The sequence below is a fragment of the Paenibacillus sp. FSL R10-2788 genome (genome assembly GCF_038003885.1).
Lineage (GTDB): Bacteria > Bacillota > Bacilli > Paenibacillales > Paenibacillaceae > Paenibacillus_AQ > Paenibacillus_AQ odorifer.
Window position 1 is genome coordinate 6338476 of the sequence record NZ_JBBOQA010000001.1, and the last position, 19715, is coordinate 6358190.

Genomic DNA, 19715 nt, shown 5'->3' on the forward strand with positions numbered 1-19715 from the left:
CACCTCCATGAATAATAAATATCTATATTAAAGTTGTGTTCCCAGTGTTTCTCGGAGCAGTTTCGCCCGATACATATCCCGTTCAGTGGCGTTCATCTCGTCACCGAACATTTTTTGCAGAAATCCTGGCTGTGTCTTAACGTTAAGCTCATTAAGCACGGAAATCGAAGGGCCTTCCAGTATGCCAAGGTCGACCCCAAGTCTCACATCAGACAGCCGTTGTGCGGATTCTTTAAGCTCCATTAGAGCTGCATAACACAAAATCCCATAAGATCTTTTCACTCGGTCTGTAATTCTTAAAGCGGAATCTACCAGCAGCCTTTCACGGGCATTTCGTTCATGCTCTATAATCTGGGTGACTACACTGTGAAGGTTCTCGATGATTTCACTTTCCGTTTGACCGAGAGTAATCTGATTGGAAATTTGAAAGATGTTCCCTACTGCTTCGCTGCCCTCACCATAAATTCCTCTTACAGTCAATCCCACTTGATTCACTGCTGACAATATGCGATTGATCTGTTGGGTCATTACTAGTGCTGGCAAATGCAGCATTACTGAGGCACGCAGCCCTGTACCCACATTGGTGGGACAACTGGTCAAGTATCCTCTTTTATCATCAAAAGCGTAATTAACAGCCGATTCGAAGATATCATCGATGGCTGTCGCACGTTCCCATGCTTCTCTTACCTGAAGACCCGGGAACAGACATTGGATCCGCAGATGGTCTTCTTCGTTAATCATGATGCTGACCGACTCATCTTCATTTAATATCACAGCTGCACCACGTGAATCATTAGCCAGATTAGGACTGATGAGATGTTTCTCGACCAATACCTTTTTGTCCAGTTCATTCACTTCAGCAAGCTTTATCAGTTGAAAAGATCCGAATTCGGCAGCAGTTTCCCCATGAAACACAGGGGCCAGCAGCTCTAATACTTCTTCCGATTGCTCTAAGGAAGCAAGCATAGGGAATGGAAGATGCTCTAAGTTACGTGCAATACGCATACGGCTGCTAATTACAATCTCGGAGTGACTGCCTCCCGAGCGCATCCAATCACTAAGCGCTTGTTCAGTAAATCGGAGACTTGACATGTCATATCCCCCCTATATATCAAAGACTTTACTCTTGTGCCATTTCTTTTTCAAGTTGGCGAATTTGATCCCGCAGCTCTGCCGCAGTTTCGAATTCCTCCTGTGCGATACTTTGCTGTAATTCCAGCTTCAATTCATCAATTTGCCGTTTGAACACAATCTGTGCTCCAGCACGTTTGGGAATCTTGCCTACATGCGAAGTGCTGCCATGCACCCGTTTAAAGAGCGGGTCCAGTGCACTGTTAAAATATTTATAACAGGAGCTGCAGCCAAAACGACCCAATTTGCTAAACTGCGAGTACGTCATCCCACAATTCTCACATTGCAGACTCTGCGTAGTCTTCGTAGCAGCCGTCTTTTCCTTACCGGCCCCTTCAAGATCAAGCAGACCGGACAGCAAGCTGTGAATGGAGAATCCTCCAGCAGTTCCCGGGATCAGTTCACCCTTCTCCCGCGCACAGCTCTCGCAGATATGAAATTCTGTCTTCTCTCCATTCACGATCTTGGTGAAATGGAGTGTTGCTGGCTTGACGCCACATTCCTGACATTGCATAAGCGAAAGCCCCTCCCTTATGATTGACAATTATTTGCCTAACAAAGAGATTAACATCGCCTTCATAATCTTGGCCCGAATCTCATCCCGATATGGAATCTTAACCGTTAGGCAATCCCGAGAAACAGCAGCGCGCATAAGACACGCCTCACGCTTGCTTAGAAAACCAGCTTCCTCCAGTTGATAAATCAACCCTTCGGCAGCGTTCTGATCTATCCCGCCACCTATAGTATGGTTTAAATGGGCATGCAGTGCCACGTTGGGCGGCAATTCAAAACGTTGAATACGAATATATCCCCCGCCACCACGCTTACTTTCCACCACATAGCCTTTTTCCAGTGTAAAGCGTGTACTAATAACATAATTGATCTGTGACGGTACGCATGAGAACTGGTCCGCCAGGTCATTTCGCTGGATTTCCACCGTACCTTCGGGACTTTCATGCAAAATATTCTTCAGATATTGTTCAATAATATCAGAGATATTGCGCATCACTCATCCTCCAGTGCTCTTTAAAGCTTCATAATATCGGTTGCGGCCCGCATCCTTAATGACATTCATTAGTGAACTTCATTCATATAAGTCTGAAGAAAACTTCACGATTCAGAGGATCGCACTGTATGTCATCAGGTGCGTTGACTTTGACTTTCTTTGACTTTTTAATATTATAACATATTCTGTGCTAATTCCAAGAGGATTCTCTTATTTTTCACTTTTTTCAGCGAATGTATTCGGAAATAAAGAACTCTCCCAGCATCTTTCGAAGGGGAGAGCCTAATTATTTTCTAAAAATGATCAAAAAGTGCGGTTTCAGCTTGCGGAATGATTTCTTCGAGCCATTCCAGAGCCGTCGGACTACCAGTCACAAGTCCATAACGAGCCAGCTCTGCCGGGCGTTTATATCCAAACATTAGAATCGTCAGCGTGCCAATATCACAGCTTAAGTCAGCTGCATCCCGTTCACCCTCTATACGCAAGAAAGCTGCTGCTCCCTCTTCTGAGACCGTCCATTCCCACAACCCGTCATTCCATGGTGCATATTTATCTTCAATATAGATAACCTGTTTCTTCTGACTGCTGTGACGCTTAAAAGAATAACTCTCCACAAATACTTTAGCATTCACAATACGCGCCATAAAATAAGGATAGTTCTCCTGCTCTATACGCGGATCAGGCAGCAAAAAGGGTAACATATCATCGGATGGCACCAGTTTTAGCGATGCACCGGTCACCATTGAATCGTGATTCGCAAGAAATGTCCACAGCCCCTGCCGGGCCTGTTCGTTCAAAAACACAAATTCATCAATGACCAGTTCTCTATTTTCTATCTTATATAATACGTATCCTTCAGGTTCCCCAAGCTGTGAATAAAATACCGCAGTCTGACCTTCATCATCCAGAACAGAGTTCTCCCACCAGTCCAAATCACGCTTAAGTGTTCCGTTATATCTAACTGCAAAACGATTGTATAAGTTGTCCAATACTCCGATATCTTTAACACCGCGTCTTACCTTGCCCTCAACTTCAACCTTCTTGGGAAACTTGGCAACAGGAATAGAGTATTTCTTATATTCACAATAAACTTCCCAACCAAATTTGCGATAAAAGGGGATCAAGAACGGATGCAGAAAAGATAATGTCTGCCCCGCCTCATTCATCGTTTGCAGCGTATGCGCTAGGAGCTTTGCCACATGACCCTGTCTGCGATTCTCTGGCCATGTCGCTACCCCAGCGAGCCCTCCCATAGGTACTAATCTACCTTGTATGTACACTTGGAATGGAAGAAGAGTAAGTTTGGCTTCCAAAGTACCTTCTTCAAAAGCACCCCATACGCGTTCTGCTTTAAATCTTTCCTTAGCATTAGCCCTTTTCTCACTGGGCAGCTTGTATTGAAAAGCATATTCAGATAAATCCATGCTTAGATTAAACTCTTCTGAGTGCAACTGTCTGATATCCACAAAACTCACCTCACCATTTATGAATTTACTTTTATGGTTAGTATAACAAGAGAGTGTATTGTGTGCGAATTATAAGGATATTTTTCGAACTTTTTTTAGTTATCCACAGCTTTAAGCAGTTTCAAAAATAGTCTTGTAATCTTGTCCTATTCAAGTTAAAATAATTATCCACTTATCAATCCCTCTATCCACATAAATCTGACTATATCCACAGCAACCCGTGTATTACTTAGGTTTTCTGTTGACAGATCTACATAAATATGTACTTAATCCACACCATTCGGTGATTTTTTGCCTTTTAATCATCTATCCACATGTGCGTAAGTTTTCTGCAAATTCCAATGAATTATCCACAAGTTTTCCACAATCTATAATAGACGCAAAAAAGCCACTGTCGAGTTATCAACAGTGGTCTATTTGTGCTTGGCAACGTCCTACTCTCCCAGGACCCTTCGGTCCAAGTACCATCGGCGCTGGAGGGCTTAACGGTCGTGTTCGGGATGGGTACGCGTGGAACCCCTCCGCTATCGCCACCAAACATGCGTCTGTGAAACAGACGCTGCCGCGTGAAATTCGGTTCATCACCAGAAGTGACAATGAATTTCTAAGCGTATTTCAGGCTTGATGCCTGAAAACTGAATCCGAAACGAATCTGCATTCTAAGTATAGGATAAGCCCTCGACCGATTAGTATTGGTCAGCTCCATGCATTGCTGCACTTCCACCTCCAACCTATCTACCTCGTCGTCTTCAAGGGGTCTTACTAATTGGGAAATCTCATCTTGAGGGGGGCTTCACGCTTAGATGCTTTCAGCGCTTATCCCGTCCGTACGTAGCTACCCAGCCATGCTCCTGGCGGAACAACTGGTGCACCAGCGGTACGTCCATCCCGGTCCTCTCGTACTAAGGACAGCTCCTCTCAAATTTCCTGCGCCCACGACAGATAGGGACCGAACTGTCTCACGACGTTCTGAACCCAGCTCGCGTACCGCTTTAATGGGCGAACAGCCCAACCCTTGGGACCTACTTCAGCCCCAGGATGCGATGAGCCGACATCGAGGTGCCAAACCTCCCCGTCGATGTGGACTCTTGGGGGAGATAAGCCTGTTATCCCCAGGGTAGCTTTTATCCGTTGAGCGATGGCCCTTCCATGCGGTACCACCGGATCACTAAGTCCGACTTTCGTCCCTGCTCGACTTGTAGGTCTCGCAGTCAAGCTCCCTTATGCCTTTGCACTCTGCGAATGATTTCCAACCATTCTGAGGGAACCTTGGAACGCCTCCGTTACTCTTTAGGAGGCGACCGCCCCAGTCAAACTGCCCGCCTGACACGGTCCCCGTACCCGATTAGGGTACTAGGTTAGAACCTAGATACGATCAGGGTGGTATCCCAACGGCGCCTCCACCGAAGCTTGCGCTCCGATTTCTACGGCTCCCACCTATCCTGTACAGATCGTACCCAAATTCAATATCAAGCTGCAGTAAAGCTCCATGGGGTCTTTCCGTCTTGTCGCGGGTAACCTGCATCTTCACAGGTATTAAAATTTCACCGGATCTCTCGTTGAGACAGCGCCCAAGTCGTTACGCCATTCGTGCGGGTCAGAATTTACCTGACAAGGAATTTCGCTACCTTAGGACCGTTATAGTTACGGCCGCCGTTTACTGGGGCTTCGGTTCATAGCTTCGGGTTACCCCTAACCACTCCCCTTAACCTTCCAGCACCGGGCAGGCGTCAGCCCGTATACTTCGCCTTGCGGCTTCGCACAGACCTGTGTTTTTGCTAAACAGTCGCTTGGGCCTTTTCACTGCGGCCCCCTCGTGCTATTCACACTACCGGGGCACCCCTTCTCCCGAAGTTACGGGGTCATTTTGCCGAGTTCCTTAACGAGAGTTCTTCCGCGCGCCTTAGAATTCTCTTCTCGCCTACCTGTGTCGGTTTGCGGTACGGGCACCTTCTCCTGGCTAGAGGCTTTTCTTGGCAGTGTGAGATCATGACCTTCGCTACTACAATTTTCGCTCCCCATCACAGCCCAGCCTTATCGATGTGCGGATTTGCCTACACATCAGCCTCACTGCTTAGACGGACATCCATCAGTCCGCGTCACTACCCTCCTGCGTCACCCCATCGCTCATAGCGGATTACGGTGGTACAGTAATTTCAAACTGTTGTCCTTCGACTACGCCTTTCGGCCTCGCCTTAGGTCCCGACTTACCCTGAGCGGACGAGCCTTCCTCAGGAAACCTTGGGCTTTCGGCGGATCAGATTCTCACTGATCTTTTCGTTACTCATACCGGCATTCTCACTTGTGTAGTGTCCAGCGCTCTTTTCAGTACACCTTCAACCCCTACACAACGCTCCCCTACCCCAGATACATACGTATCTAGCCATAGCTTCGGTGGTGTGTTTAGCCCCGTTACATTTTCGGCGCAGAGTCACTCGACCAGTGAGCTATTACGCACTCTTTCAATGGTGGCTGCTTCTAAGCCAACATCCTGGTTGTCTGTGCAACTCCACATCCTTTCCCACTTAACACACACTTGGGGACCTTAGCTGATGGTCTGGGCTGTTTCCCTTTTGACAATGGATCTTAGCACTCACTGTCTGACTCCCGGCAATAAGTATATGGCATTCGGAGTTTGACTGAGCTTGGTAATCCTTGCGGACCCCGCACCCAATCAGTGCTCTACCTCCACTACTCTTATACCGAGGCTAGCCCTAAAGCTATTTCGGGGAGAACCAGCTATCTCCGAGTTCGATTGGAATTTCTCCGCTACCCCCACCTCATCCCCGCACTTTTCAACGTACGTGGGTTCGGGCCTCCAGTGCGTGTTACCGCACCTTCACCCTGGACAGGGGTAGATCACACGGTTTCGGGTCTACGTCCACATACTCAATCGCCCTATTCAGACTCGCTTTCGCTGCGGCTCCACCTTCTCGGCTTAACCTTGCATGTTAAACGTAACTCGCCGGTTCATTCTACAAAAGGCACGCCATCACCCATTAATAGGGCTCTGACTTTTTGTAAGCACACGGTTTCAGGTTCTATTTCACTCCCCTTCCGGGGTGCTTTTCACCTTTCCCTCACGGTACTGTTTCACTATCGGTCGCCAGGTAGTATTTAGCCTTAGCAGATGGTCCTGCTGGATTCATACGGGGTTTCACGTGCCCCGCACTACTCGGGATCCGTCTCGGAGAGAATACAGTTTAGGTTACAGGGCTTTTACCTCTATCGCGGGCCTTTCCAGACCTCTTCACCTACCATATTCCTTTGTAACTCCATGTGAGACGTCCCACAACCCCAAGAGGCAAGCCCCTTGGTTTAGGCTGTTCCGCGTTCGCTCGCCGCTACTGACGGAATCACTATTGTTTTCTCTTCCTCAGGGTACTTAGATGTTTCAGTTCCCCTGGTCTGCCTCTACATTTCCTATGTATTCAGAAATGAGTAACTGCGAATTACCACAGCTGGGTTTCCCCATTCGGACACCCCCGGATCAAAGCTTGCTTACAGCTCCCCGAGGCAGTTTCGTTGTTCGCCACGTCCTTCGTCGGCTCCTGGCGCCTAGGCATCCTCCGTGTGCTCTTATTAGCTTAACCTTGATTCTTCCGAAGAAAAATCTCACTAATAACATTTACTTGTTTGCACAAGTTGCTAAAAGATGTTCTAAAACGCAAATTCGTTTCGGTATCCAGTTTTCAAGGATCAAGTGTATAGACATAACAAATAGATGAAGTTTGTTGGTGGAGCCAAGCGGGATCGAACCGCTGACCTCCTGCTTGCAAGGCAGGCGCTCTCCCAGCTGAGCTATGGCCCCGCAAATTCCATCAAAACCGAACAAATGGATACACGTTAATTAGTTTTGGAAGCTTAGCTTCCGATTTGAATGTCCTCATTGCAGAGAACGATTCTCCATAGAAAGGAGGTGATCCAGCCGCACCTTCCGATACGGCTACCTTGTTACGACTTCACCCCAATCATCTACCCCACCTTCGGCGGCTGGCTCCCTTGCGGGTTACCCCACCGACTTCGGGTGTTGTAAACTCTCGTGGTGTGACGGGCGGTGTGTACAAGACCCGGGAACGTATTCACCGCGGCATGCTGATCCGCGATTACTAGCAATTCCGACTTCATGCAGGCGAGTTGCAGCCTGCAATCCGAACTGAGACCGGCTTTGATGGGATTGGCTCCACCTCGCGGCTTCGCTTCCCGTTGTACCGGCCATTGTAGTACGTGTGTAGCCCAGGTCATAAGGGGCATGATGATTTGACGTCATCCCCACCTTCCTCCGGTTTGTCACCGGCAGTCACTCTAGAGTGCCCAGCATTACCTGCTGGCAACTAAAGTTAAGGGTTGCGCTCGTTGCGGGACTTAACCCAACATCTCACGACACGAGCTGACGACAACCATGCACCACCTGTCTCCTCTGTCCCGAAGGCCGCTGCTATCTCTAGCAGATTCAGAGGGATGTCAAGACCTGGTAAGGTTCTTCGCGTTGCTTCGAATTAAACCACATACTCCACTGCTTGTGCGGGTCCCCGTCAATTCCTTTGAGTTTCAGTCTTGCGACCGTACTCCCCAGGCGGAGTGCTTACTGTGTTAACTTCGGCACCAAGGGTATCGAAACCCCTAACACCTAGCACTCATCGTTTACGGCGTGGACTACCAGGGTATCTAATCCTGTTTGCTCCCCACGCTTTCGCGCCTCAGCGTCAGTTACAGCCCAGAAAGTCGCCTTCGCCACTGGTGTTCCTCCACATATCTACGCATTTCACCGCTACACGTGGAATTCCACTTTCCTCTTCTGTACTCAAGCCACCCAGTTTCCAGTGCGACCTCAGGTTGAGCCCAAGGTTTAAACACCAGACTTAAATAGCCGCCTGCGCGCGCTTTACGCCCAATAATTCCGGACAACGCTTGCCCCCTACGTATTACCGCGGCTGCTGGCACGTAGTTAGCCGGGGCTTTCTTCTCAGGTACCGTCACTCCGGTAGCAGTTACTCTACCGGACGTTCTTCCCTGGCAACAGAGCTTTACGATCCGAAAACCTTCATCACTCACGCGGCGTTGCTCCGTCAGGCTTTCGCCCATTGCGGAAGATTCCCTACTGCTGCCTCCCGTAGGAGTCTGGGCCGTGTCTCAGTCCCAGTGTGGCCGTTCACCCTCTCAGGTCGGCTACGCATCGTCGCCTTGGTGGGCCGTTACCCCACCAACTAGCTAATGCGCCGCAGGCCCATCCCTCAGTGACAGATTGCTCCGTCTTTCATTCTTCTCTCAGGAGAAAAAAGAAATTATCCGGTATTAGCTACCGTTTCCGGTAGTTATCCCAGTCTGAAGGGCAGGTTGCCTACGTGTTACTCACCCGTCCGCCGCTAAGTTACTTTGAAAGCAAGCTTTCAAAGTAACTCCGCTCGACTTGCATGTATTAGGCACGCCGCCAGCGTTCGTCCTGAGCCAGGATCAAACTCTCCAATTAGTATTGAAAAGAGCGATATGCTCATTTTGAAACTGACGATTCATTAAATGAATCTCTTTAAAAATTAACGTGTTCCATTTGTTCAGTTTTCAAAGAACTTGCTCCCAGCATTTCGACATTCAATGTCTCTTGCACAGGAATTAGAGTGTATCATGTTTGTTTCTATCTTGTCAACTTATTTTTTCATCGCTTGTGTTTCGTATGTGCGATGCGTCGTAAGCACAAGAGATAATATACCATGCTGTCATTGAGTTTGCAAGCTTTTTTTGAAATAAAAAAATCATTCGTATAAATAACTTCGATACAACACAAATTGATACCATTCATCCATTATTTGTGGCTAAATAGAATTTATCGTATTCGCCAATCTTACCTTCTAACTAACAGTACAGAGAGGAGTCAAAATGAAGACCAAACCTACAGACGCTGCGTCCACGGTAGACAGCAAGGACAAGGAGCAGCGTAATCTGCAGCAGGCAACGATTTATAAAATTTTGTTAGCTGTCAGTTTTGTTCATTTATTTAATGATTCTATACAGGCAGTCATTCCAGCAATCTTCCCTATTCTCAAAGATAATCTACTGCTCTCTTTCGCCCAGATTGGATGGATCTCATTCGCTTTAAATATGACGTCATCAGTAATCCAACCCGTCATTGGATATGCTGCAGACCGTAAACCCCGTCCTATATTATTACCACTAGGTATGTGCAGCACATTTTTAGGTGTACTTCTATTGGCTTATGCCAATAGCTATTTTCTGGTCTTATTCTCGGTTATCCTGATCGGATTCGGTTCAGCCACCTTCCACCCAGAGGGTATGCGTGTTGCTCATATGGCCGCAGGTCAGCGAAAGGGATTGTCGCAATCTATTTTTCAAGTGGGCGGCAATGCTGGACAGTCCCTTGGTCCAATGCTTACGAAATGGGTATTCATCCCCTTTGGCCAGATTGGTGCCCTAGGCTTCACGATCGTCGCGGCTGCCGGAATCGCTGTTCAGACCTATGTAGCTCGCTGGTATAGAGAAATGCTAGATGCCGGTTATACCTTTCATAAAAAATCAACAGCACGAGCAATCGACCCCACCCGCCGAAAAAGCATACGAACAGCAACGATTATTCTTGTATTCCTAGTCTTTGTTAGGTCTTGGTATGGCGCTTCTATCGGTAGCTACTACGCCTTCTATCTAATGGACAAATATCAAATGACACTGGATAAAGCCCAAATCTATATTTTTATGTATTTGGCTGCTGGCGCAGTGGGTACATTTTTTGGGGGTCCGCTGGCTGACCGTTTTGGACGGCGTAATCTCATCTTACTGTCAATGGTCGGAACCGTCCCCTTTGCGCTTGCTCTACCCTTTGTAGGTCCATTATGGGCGGCTGTATTGCTGCTGATTGGCGGTTTCATACTTCTGTCCAGCTTCTCGGTTACCGTCATTTATGCTCAAATGCTATATCCGGGCAACATTGGCACAGTTTCAGGTCTGATCACGGGACTTGCTTTTGGACTCGGCGGGATCGGCTCATTAGTCCTCGGCAACCTCATTGATAATATCGGGATTGCTAAAGTGTTCATCGCTTGCGGCTTCCTCCCGCTGCTTGGGTTTCTTGCCTTGCTGCTTCCTAGAGATGAGAAATTAGAAGAATGGGCGGCGCAATAACTTCTCAATGATCACTTAAGGCTTTACTCATTACTGTAGAAAATAGAGCGGCAGCCTTCCCGCTGCCTTCAGTCATATAATTATCCTGATTCGTACGATCAAAACCCATCCATACCGCAGCTGTCCACTCCGAAGTATAGCCTACAAACCAAAGATCCCGATTGGCTTTCTTGCTCACGCCAGCCAAGTCCAATTGGGTCGTACCGGTCTTTCCCGCTACTGGTCTGTTCATCTGCGCTTTTTTCCCTGTTCCTTCATTAACAACATTGCGTAACATAGCCGTCATCGCTTCTGCGGTACGCGGCGAGATTACCTGACGTGATTCAGAGGGATGAGTATACAAGACCTTCCCTTTTGAATCCGTTATGGAGCGCACCATATGAGCCGCATTAAATTTGCCTCCACTAGCAAAGACACTGTAGGCCTGGGCCATTTTTAGTGGAGAAACCCCATTATGAAGCCCCCCCAAAGCTATAGATAAATGATTGTCCTCCTCCGTCAGTACAATTCCTAATTTGGCGGCAAATTGCCGCGCAGAAGAGATTCCAACCTGCTTCAATAGCCAAACAGCTGGTGCATTGATGGACTTTTTCAAAGCTGTATTCATTGTAACCTGACCTTGGTATATACCGTTCAAGTTCTCAGGCTTATAGCTGCCATAAGCAACTTTACGGTCGGACAGCATACTATTCGGGTTGAATTTCCCGCTCTCGAGTGCAGGTCCATAATCAATGATCGGCTTAAAGCTGGAACCCGGCTGACGTGCATCAATAATAGCTCTGTTCAAATTGCCCTCGTTTTGATCTCGCCCACCAATCAATGCCACTACTTCTCCTGTACGATGATCCATTATGGTCATAGCTGCTTCTACCTGCTGATCTTTTCCGTCAGGTGGAAATGAAGCCTCTTTGAGAACGGCCTGCTCAAGTGCCTGCTGTGCTTTGATGTTCAAACCTGTAACTATGGTGTAGCCGCCTGTACGAAGCTCCTCTACGGATTCCCCTGTGATCTGAGCCGCTTCCTTAAGGGCTGCATCCACATAATACACTCCGGCAACCCCATTTTCGACCGCAGCTGGAGACTGATATTGTTTATTCATAGCTTCCTGCATTTGCTCATACGTGATTAGTCGCTGATTGAACATCATCTTTAGCACTAGATTTCTTCTCGTTTTGGATAATGCACTATTGTCTACTGGGTTATAAATAGAGGGGCCTTTAGGGATTCCCGCCAGAGTGGCTATTTGCCAGATCTCCAATTTTTTCAGATCAGACACGCCGAAGTAACGCTTTGCTGCTGCTTTTACTCCATATTGTCCCCGCCCCATATAAATCTGATTGAGGTACAGCTGCAAAATCTCACGTTTCGTCAGTCGCTGCTCCAAGGCAAAAGCAATAGAGGTTTCATTTAACTTGCGCAGCATATTCTTATCTCTGTTCAAATAAAGATTGCGAGCAAGCTGTTGAGTAATACTACTGCCACCTTCTGATAAACTCATGTCCAAGATATTTTTTAAGAACGCGCGTGATATCCCTTTATAATCGACCCCTTGATGGCTATAAAAACGGCGGTCTTCTACTGTTAAAAAGGTATCTATTAATAAAGCCGGCATCTCCTCAAGCTCTGCTGTAAGCCTATAACCCGAGCTCGGTAGCGGAGTCATTCGTATAACTGTTCCATCTGAAGCTGTGATGAGGCTTGATTCTGGCAATTGCAGCCTATCCTCATGCCGGTTAAGTACAATCCCCCCATACTGGTATACATAAAACAAAATCAAAAGCGCCAATACCGTACTAATAACACTCACATCAAATAATAGGTACCCTACTCGCAATATCCGGGTGCGTGCATTCCATCTGCTCATGATTCGATAATCAGGTTCTCCAGGAACCGCTCCATACTGCGTACTTCATCATTCGCTGCTGCAAGAAGTGTATGTACTTCCGCCCCATCCTCTTCAACCTCACGGAGAGTGCGAAGTATCGCCCTAGTCCTTATTAATAAAGCTACTGCTGGTGTGTCCTCTATCCGATTTGAGCTTGCACCTCTATCAGGAACTTCTATTCTTTGCATTCGATTGAGGTTAGCAGCAATTTCACCTATTTCTCCTCCAGAGAGAACCTTGATGTTCTGGGCGACTCCTTTATCTGCCAGCTCCGTGGTTCCCACCACTAGCGAGCGCAAATCATCAGCCATTTTCTGTGAACGAAGAACATACAGCCCACCGAAGACTAGAATAAATAGAAGGATGGCACTAGGGGTTTGACCCATATGATTAATAACCCAATGAATAAGCCGGACAAAAAAGGCTCCTGGTTGACCCGAATAATGAGAATACAGCAAAGCGACAGCCCGCTGGACAACAAAAAGAAAGGCAGCACTCAAAAGAGCACAACCCATAAAAATATATAAATAGCTGATACGAACCGTCCGAAGTTTTGGCATGGTAGTTCCCTCCTTGTGCCACAAGGATAACTTCCAAATCTTAAGAACCCGCCAGAGTTTTCTTAAGATTCTATGAAGAATGGGAAACGGGTAATAAAATCCGTGCGAAGAGATGTACTTTCTACATAAATAACGCCATTGTGGCGTTCGATGATACTTTTGGCAATCGCAAGTCCAAGCCCTGAGCCGCCTGTATGCTGTGAACGCGACTTTTCTGCCCGATAGAATCGTTCAAAAATAAAAGGGATATCACTTTCCGCAATCCTCTCTCCGAAGTTGCTAATACGGACCACAGCATCATTTTCCTTTTTACTGAAACCTATCTCCAATTTCCCGCCGCTTCTGCCGTAACGGATCGCGTTAGTAATCAGATTTTCATAAGCACGTACTAATTCTTTAGGCGAAGCCTCTATCCATAACTCATCAGCAACGTCCTCGATCTCATAGATCATATCCGCCTTTGTTAGTTCAGGAACTGACTCCTCCGCCAGCTGCCGTATGAAGGCCTTCAAATCCAATCTCTGCATAACCAAAGGGTACTCTCCACTATTTACACGTGTGTATTCAAAAAGATCATCGATCAGTTTACGCAGCACCAGGGATTTGTTGTAGGCTATGTCCACGTAATACCGGATTTCCGCTTCTTCCTGACATCGATCTTGTTCGATGTATTCCAAAAAGCCCAAGACAGAGGTGAGCGGGGTGCGTAAATCATGGGAAACACCTGTGATCAAGTCATTTTTCGCATTTACAGCTTTACGTTCCTCCTCTATGGAGTGCTGCAAACGCTCAGCCATTTCATTAATATTCTCAGCCAGCACACCCAGCTCATCCGTGGTTCTGACTTCAATTCTATGGGACATCCCGGAGCTTGTAATTTCTCGAATCCCTTTTGTGATCTCTTCCAGATACAGCACAACTTTACGAGTGTAGATAAAAAAGAATAATAAAAAGCTGATAATACCCGCTGCTGTCATTAGTGGCATAGAGCCAATATGATTAATAATCCAGCGCAGTATGCGTGAATAGGGAGCCGACTCTGAAGCCGGATTTAGATAGATCATAAAGTTGACGAGTTGGTACCCTGCCATGAGCAGCAAAGCGCCCGAAAGCACACTCAGCAAAAAAGCAAACATAAACTTCCAGCGAATCGTCGTTATATATTTAGAATTCAAGAAGCCTCACCTAATCCTTTCAGGAAGGTCCGTCTAATTTATAGCCAACTCCCCAGACGGTTTGTATATAACGTGGGCGTTTCGAATCGATTTCGATTTTGTCTCGGAGATTACGAATATGTACCATCACTGTGTTACCGCCATCTAAAAAGGGTTCATTCCATACCTTATTGTAAATTTGCTCCAAGCTAAGCACTTGACCTTGGTGTCTCGCTAAAAGCTCTAGAATAGAGAATTCCCGCGGAGTCAGTTTAATCTTCTGCTGGTCTACATACACCTCATGCTTAGACGTATCTATAGTCAGATCCTCAAAGCTTAGTTTGCTGTCGTTTCCCAACGTATTACTATCCTTATTAAATCCGTGATAACGGCGCAGCTGTGATTTTACTCGTGCCACAATCTCCAAAGGATTAAACGGCTTGCCCACGTAGTCATCTGCCCCGAGGCTCAGGCCGGAGATTTTGTCCATATCTGTATTTTTGGCTGATAGTATGATAATTGGCATTTTCCGCTCTTCACGGATCTTCATACATGCAGCTAGCCCGTCCATTTTAGGCATCATGACATCAAGAATAATTAGATCAACTTCCTCTTTCTGCAGACATTCCAGCGCTTCCATTCCATCGTAAGCCTTAAGCAGTCTATAGCCTTCATTACAGAGATAAATCGTTAACAGTTCTACAATTTCCTTCTCATCGTCTACTAACAATATCGTTTCTCTCTTCACAGGAAGGGTTTCCTTTCAAATATAGTAATAAATATCTATAGCCTATATATTAGCAGATCAACCGAATTTTTTTCTAAAAAAGAAACGTTTAGTTGTAATCCACGCAAAAAAGGCCCCTGCTCCTCTCGTACTTAAACGAAATGGAACCGGGAACCTTTTGGAATCGAATATAGTTTGTTACTTACATATCCAACAAGCGAATTAGCTCATCTTCATCCTCAATGACTTGAATGCCTAACTGCTGGGCTTTGGCCAGCTTACTGCCAGCTTTTTCACCAGCGATAACTAAATCCGTCTTCTTGGACACACTTCCCGACACCTTTGCTCCGAGTGCTTCCAGACGTTCAGCTGCTTCATCTCGGGTAAGCTTTTGCAAGGAACCGGTCAATACGACCGTTTTGCCACTAAAGAAGGAATCGGTACTAACAGGACGTGGCGCCTCAGGAGCCTTTGCTTCCACACCCAACGTCCGCAAGCGGGAAACATTAGCTACTACAACTGGGTCTGCGAAGAAGCTGACAATGCTCTCGGCGACAATCCCACCAATGTCTGGTAACTCAGCGAGCTCCTCGGCTTTGGCTTGCATCACAGCATCCAGATCGCGGAAATGATCAGCCAACATCTTCGTCGTTGCTTTACCTGTGTTAGGGATCCCTAACGCAAAGAGAAATGAAGCAAGATCTCTACCTTTGCTATCTTCTAAAGCTTGCAGCAAATTCTGTGCTTTTTTCTCACCAAAACGGTTCAGCTGTACAAGCTGCTCAAAGTTCAGTTCATACAGATCCGCAGAGTCATGTACATTAAGCTCATCATAGAGCTGACCCGCCGTCTTCTCACTGAACGTCTCGATATCCATCGCATCACGCGAAGCAAAGTGGGTGATCCGACTGATAATCTGCGGCCTACAATTCAGTTTATTGTTACAGAAAAGATGTGCTCCGCGCATTTCTAACGGATATCCACAAGCTGGACAGTCCTCAGGGAAAATAATCTCTCCACCGTCATTCTCCTCTGTTACCTTGCCGAGAATTTCTGGGATAACATCATTGGAACGACGAATAAAGACCCGCGAACCTAGGGCAAATTTCAAGTTTTTGCGCTCAATATCACCCACATTATTCAGGGTGCAGTTCTGAACGGTAACTCCAGCAAGCTCTACAGCCTCAACCCGAGCCAGCGGAGTCACTTTACCTGTACGACCTACATTCCAGCTAACGGACTCCAGCACGGTCGTCGTTTCTTCGGCTTCAAATTTATAAGCTACTGCCCAACGCGGGAACTTGTCAGTGTATCCTAGCACCTCACGGATTCTGAAATCCGTGACCTTAATTACAGCCCCATCAATGAGGTAATCGAGACTCGAACGACTCTCCTCGATTCCAGCAAGCTGCTCAGTTACATCATCAAAATCATTGCAGTAGGTCAGGTATGGGTTCACTTTAAATTTGTTATTCCGCAGAAAATCCATCATTTCCTGATGATCAGCGAACTCCGCACCTTCTGCAAAGCCTACATTATAGAAAAAAGCGTTCAAACGGCGGTCCGCAGTAGTCTTAGGATTAAGATTACGCAGTGCACCTGCTGCTGCATTACGCGCATTCTTCAGCGGCTCAGCAGCCCTTGTATTATAATCAGCCAGCACAGACAGATTCATAATCCCTTCACCCTGAACCTCAATGACCCCATCCTTGAAGGGAATCGTCAATGGAACGGATTTGATGGTCTTCACCTGTGCAAGTATTCCTTCGCCAACTACACCATTGCCACGCGTCGATGCCTGTTCGAGAACACCATTACGATAGGTTAAATTCAGCGTTAAGCCATCGAACTTCAGTTCTACTGCATAACAAGGATCAGGAAGAGGGTTGTCTGGATTTTTAAGATTGTATTCATTCACTAACCGGAGCACCCGGGTATTCCAGCTGCGCAGCTGTTCAATATTCTGTGCTTTATCCAGACTCCAAAGCGGTGCCAGATGCCGATGCGGCGTGAAGCCCTTAAGCAGCTCTCCACCTACACGTTGTGTAGGCGAATCTGGTAGCACGAAGCCACTCTCAGCCTCCAGTGCTACAAGCTTATCGTATAAAACATCGTATTCCTTATCGCTGACTAGCGGTGCATCCAGCGTGTAGTAGTGGTAATTATAATTATTTAATTCCGCAACAAGCTCTTCCATCACATGCATAGCATCCATGCAGGTACATCCCTCCGTCAATAAGTTTCCTAAAGTTAGCGTGGTCTAAATATCGTTCGTTAATCGTTGTCTGCTATTATTCCACTTTGGTAATCGGCGCAAACCCCGCAAGCAGACGTTTGACACCCACTGGTGCCGGAAAAGCAATCTGCAGCTCCGTGTCATTCCCGCTGCCTTTAACAGATACAACGGTGCCGGTACCCCATTTGCCGTGGGAGACCTTGTCACCCGCTTTGTAATCGCCAGCTGCTGCAGCCCCTGCTCCGGTAGCACGCTGTGCGCCTCCGGAGGTCACGGTCACGCTGCTTTTGCTTGCCGCCGCTGACGCCGTGCTTCCGCCGCCTGCCGGCGTAGCTCCGGCGGCTCCGCCTCGGCCGCCAAAGTTCCCACGGCCACCGCTGCCGAAGCCGCGTCCGCCGTAAGCACCGCCTACCTCCGCGCCTCCGCGCTGGAAGCGGTCTTGAGTCTTAACGGTATCTTCCTTCAGTTCCTCCGGAATCTCCTCCAAGAAGCGGGACGGTTGGTTCGCCGTCGTCCGCCCAAAGAGCGTGCGCATCCGCGCACAAGAGAGAAACAGTTGTTTCTCCGCGCGGGTGATCCCTACATACGCAAGCCGGCGTTCCTCTTCCAGCTCGTCGTTGTCCTGAAAGGCACGGCTGTGTGGGAACACGCCTTCTTCCATTCCGACGATAAATACCGTGGGGAACTCCAGACCTTTGGCGCTGTGCATCGTCATTAACACAACCGCATCACTACGATCCTCTTCATCATCGTTCACACTATCGATATCTGCGATAAGTGCAAGATCCGTGAGGAAGGAGACCAGCGACTTGTCTTCATTGTTCTTTTCAAACTCCATCGTCACCGATAAGAACTCATCGATATTCTCTAGCCGCGAACGTGATTCGAGTGTATTTTCATTTTGCAGCTCCAAACGGTACTGCGACATCTCCAGTATTTTTTCCGTCAATTCGGTTACAGACAAGAACTCCACCATACGATGCAGAGCTTCAATCATATCGTAGAACTCTACTAGCATATTCCGCGTCCGTCCAGCAAAGCCCAAATCATCGACCGTTTGCAGAACACGGAAAATAGAAACACCACGTTCACCAGCCGCAGCTGCCAGCTTACCAACCGTTGTATCTCCTAATCCACGCTTAGGAACATTAATAATACGCGTCAGGCTGATATCATCATCAGGGTTAGACAATAAACGTAGATACGCCAGCAGATCCTTGATTTCTTTACGATCATAGAACTTGATCCCGCCAACGATTTGATATGGAATATCTGATTTGATCAGAATTTCCTCTATTACCCGTGACTGAGCATTCGTCCGATACAAAATCGCGTGATTCTGGTAGGCTTGACCTTGTTTCACATTTTTGCTGATTTCTCCGGTTACAAAATATCCTTCGTCATGCTCGGAATCCGCCCGGTACACCTTAATCTTGGCGCCTTCCTCGGAATCGGTCCACAGCTTTTTCGGTTTACGGCCACTATTAAGCGCGATTACCCCATTGGCTGCATTCAGGATATTAGCGGTTGAACGGTAATTCTGTTCTAGCAGAATCGTCTTCGCTTCCGGATAATCCTCTTCAAAATTAAGAATATTCGTAATATCCGCACCACGCCAGCGATAGATCGACTGGTCACTATCCCCTACCACACAAATGCGGTGGTGGCTGTCTGCCAGCATGCGGCACAACATGTATTGTGCTCTGTTCGTATCCTGATACTCATCCACATGGATGTATTTGAACTTCTTTTGGTAAAAATCCAGAACCTCGGGAACTTCCTTAAATAATTCGATAGTCTTCATAATCAAATCATCAAAATCAAGCGAGTTATTGCTTCTCAAACGTCTTTGATACATTTTATAAACCTTAGCAACTAAACCTTCGAAATAATCACCAACTTTTTGCTCATACTGCGCCGGAGTAATCAGTTCATTCTTAGATGCGCTAATTATGGCTTGTACAGCTTTCGGTTCGAATTTTTTCGTATCAATATTCAGTTCCTTCATGCAATTACGAATGACTGATAACTGATCTGTAGAGTCCAGAATCGAGAAGTTGGAGGTAAATCCAATCCGCTCAATATCCTTCCGCAAGATCCGAACACACATGGAGTGAAAGGTAGATACCCAAATATCTCTTCCCTCAGGTCCAACGAGCTTAGATACACGTTCCTGCATTTCCCTCGCAGCTTTATTCGTAAATGTAATCGCCAAAATCGCCCAAGGCGGCGCCTTTCGATTGGCAATCAGCCAGGCAATTCTGTGAGTCAGCACTCTCGTCTTCCCACTGCCCGCACCAGCCATAATCAAAAGGGGGCCTTCAGTAGTCTCGACAGCCTGCCTTTGTGGAGGATTCAATCGGCTGACCGCGTCTTGTATGTTAATAAGTTGCATGTGTAACATGCTCCTTTCCAAAAA

At 47.1% G+C, this 19715-nt stretch carries 11 protein-coding genes, 1 tRNA gene and 3 rRNA genes; 1 reads left to right on the plus strand and 14 read right to left on the minus strand.

The features are described 5' to 3' along the window. Positions 1 to 27 precede the first annotated feature (27 nt). The 8 genes from NSQ50_RS28295 to NSQ50_RS28330 all read right to left on the minus strand — a co-directional run bounded on the left by NSQ50_RS28295 (position 28) and on the right by NSQ50_RS28330 (position 9073). Entirely contained in the window at positions 28 to 1092 is a 1065-nt protein-coding gene (locus NSQ50_RS28295) for a protein arginine kinase (protein WP_076225055.1), read from the minus strand. 28 nt (positions 1093 to 1120) lie between these two features. Further along, a complete protein-coding gene (locus NSQ50_RS28300; protein ID WP_036680467.1) occupies positions 1121 to 1645 on the minus strand; it encodes a UvrB/UvrC motif-containing protein in 525 nt (174 codons plus the stop codon). 30 nt (positions 1646 to 1675) lie between these two features. Continuing rightward, positions 1676 to 2137, minus strand: coding sequence for a CtsR family transcriptional regulator (locus NSQ50_RS28305; protein ID WP_036680465.1), 462 nt, complete (start codon positions 2135 to 2137; stop codon positions 1676 to 1678). A 293-nt stretch (positions 2138 to 2430) separates the two neighbouring features. Then, complete coding sequence (locus tag NSQ50_RS28310; RefSeq protein WP_076179556.1) at positions 2431 to 3603, minus strand: GNAT family N-acetyltransferase; 1173 nt, start codon at positions 3601 to 3603, stop codon at positions 2431 to 2433. Between the two features lie 421 nt (positions 3604 to 4024). Then, positions 4025 to 4141, minus strand: a 5S ribosomal RNA gene (gene rrf, locus NSQ50_RS28315). 128 nt (positions 4142 to 4269) lie between these two features. Next, positions 4270 to 7196: ribosomal RNA gene (locus NSQ50_RS28320) — 23S ribosomal RNA — on the minus strand. A 142-nt stretch (positions 7197 to 7338) separates the two neighbouring features. Next, a tRNA-Ala gene (locus tag NSQ50_RS28325) sits at positions 7339 to 7414 on the minus strand. Between the two features lie 101 nt (positions 7415 to 7515). Continuing rightward, positions 7516 to 9073 (minus strand): 16S ribosomal RNA (locus NSQ50_RS28330). The 16S, 23S and 5S rRNA genes sit together here with 1 tRNA gene alongside, the layout of an rRNA operon. A 404-nt stretch (positions 9074 to 9477) precedes the next feature. On the opposite strand from NSQ50_RS28330, the gene NSQ50_RS28335 reads away from it, so the two are divergent. Beyond that, positions 9478 to 10734, plus strand: a complete 1257-nt coding sequence (locus NSQ50_RS28335; RefSeq protein ID WP_076222319.1) for an MFS transporter — start codon at positions 9478 to 9480, stop codon at positions 10732 to 10734. A 4-nt stretch (positions 10735 to 10738) separates the two neighbouring features. On the opposite strand, the gene NSQ50_RS28340 is transcribed toward NSQ50_RS28335, so the two are convergent. From NSQ50_RS28340 to pcrA, 6 genes are all read right to left on the minus strand, one after another. Then, entirely contained in the window at positions 10739 to 12598 is a 1860-nt protein-coding gene (locus tag NSQ50_RS28340) for a transglycosylase domain-containing protein (RefSeq protein WP_076222320.1), read from the minus strand. Continuing rightward, positions 12595 to 13179 (minus strand): HAMP domain-containing protein, encoded by a 585-nt coding sequence (locus NSQ50_RS28345; RefSeq protein ID WP_076099627.1) that lies wholly within the window; start codon positions 13177 to 13179, stop codon positions 12595 to 12597. Before NSQ50_RS28345 ends, NSQ50_RS28340 begins: the two co-directional genes overlap by 4 nt. 62 nt (positions 13180 to 13241) lie before the next feature. Continuing rightward, on the minus strand, positions 13242 to 14354 hold the full coding sequence (locus NSQ50_RS28350) for a sensor histidine kinase (protein WP_076099628.1): 1113 nt from the start codon (positions 14352 to 14354) through the stop codon (positions 13242 to 13244). Positions 14355 to 14373: 19 nt separating this feature from the next. Continuing rightward, positions 14374 to 15081 (minus strand): response regulator transcription factor, encoded by a 708-nt coding sequence (locus NSQ50_RS28355; RefSeq protein ID WP_036678667.1) that lies wholly within the window; start codon positions 15079 to 15081, stop codon positions 14374 to 14376. Between the two features lie 181 nt (positions 15082 to 15262). After that, positions 15263 to 17275: an NAD-dependent DNA ligase LigA gene (ligA, locus tag NSQ50_RS28360; RefSeq protein ID WP_076222321.1), complete on the minus strand. Its 2013-nt coding sequence runs from the start codon at positions 17273 to 17275 to the stop codon at positions 15263 to 15265. A gap of 76 nt (positions 17276 to 17351) precedes the next feature. Further along, the gene (gene pcrA, locus NSQ50_RS28365) at positions 17352 to 19691 is read right to left on the minus strand and encodes a DNA helicase PcrA (RefSeq protein ID WP_036678664.1); all 2340 of its coding nucleotides are present in this window, start codon (positions 19689 to 19691) and stop codon (positions 17352 to 17354) included. Positions 19692 to 19715: the final 24 nt, after the last annotated feature.

Excerpts from the sequence above, each read along its gene's own strand:
- ligA (WP_076222321.1), bottom strand. The coding sequence starts at position 17,275 with ATGGATGCTATGCATGTGATGGAAGAGCTTGTTGCGGAATTAAATAAT.
- pcrA (WP_036678664.1), bottom strand. The coding sequence starts at position 19,691 with ATGCAACTTATTAACATACAAGACGCGGTCAGCCGATTGAATCCTCCA.
- NSQ50_RS28345 (WP_076099627.1), bottom strand. The coding sequence starts at position 13,179 with ATGCCAAAACTTCGGACGGTTCGTATCAGCTATTTATATATTTTTATG.
- NSQ50_RS28335 (WP_076222319.1), top strand. The coding sequence starts at position 9,478 with ATGAAGACCAAACCTACAGACGCTGCGTCCACGGTAGACAGCAAGGAC.
- NSQ50_RS28305 (WP_036680465.1), bottom strand. The coding sequence starts at position 2,137 with ATGCGCAATATCTCTGATATTATTGAACAATATCTGAAGAATATTTTG.
- NSQ50_RS28340 (WP_076222320.1), bottom strand. The coding sequence starts at position 12,598 with ATGAGCAGATGGAATGCACGCACCCGGATATTGCGAGTAGGGTACCTA.
- NSQ50_RS28300 (WP_036680467.1), bottom strand. The coding sequence starts at position 1,645 with ATGCAATGTCAGGAATGTGGCGTCAAGCCAGCAACACTCCATTTCACC.
- NSQ50_RS28295 (WP_076225055.1), bottom strand. The coding sequence starts at position 1,092 with ATGTCAAGTCTCCGATTTACTGAACAAGCGCTTAGTGATTGGATGCGC.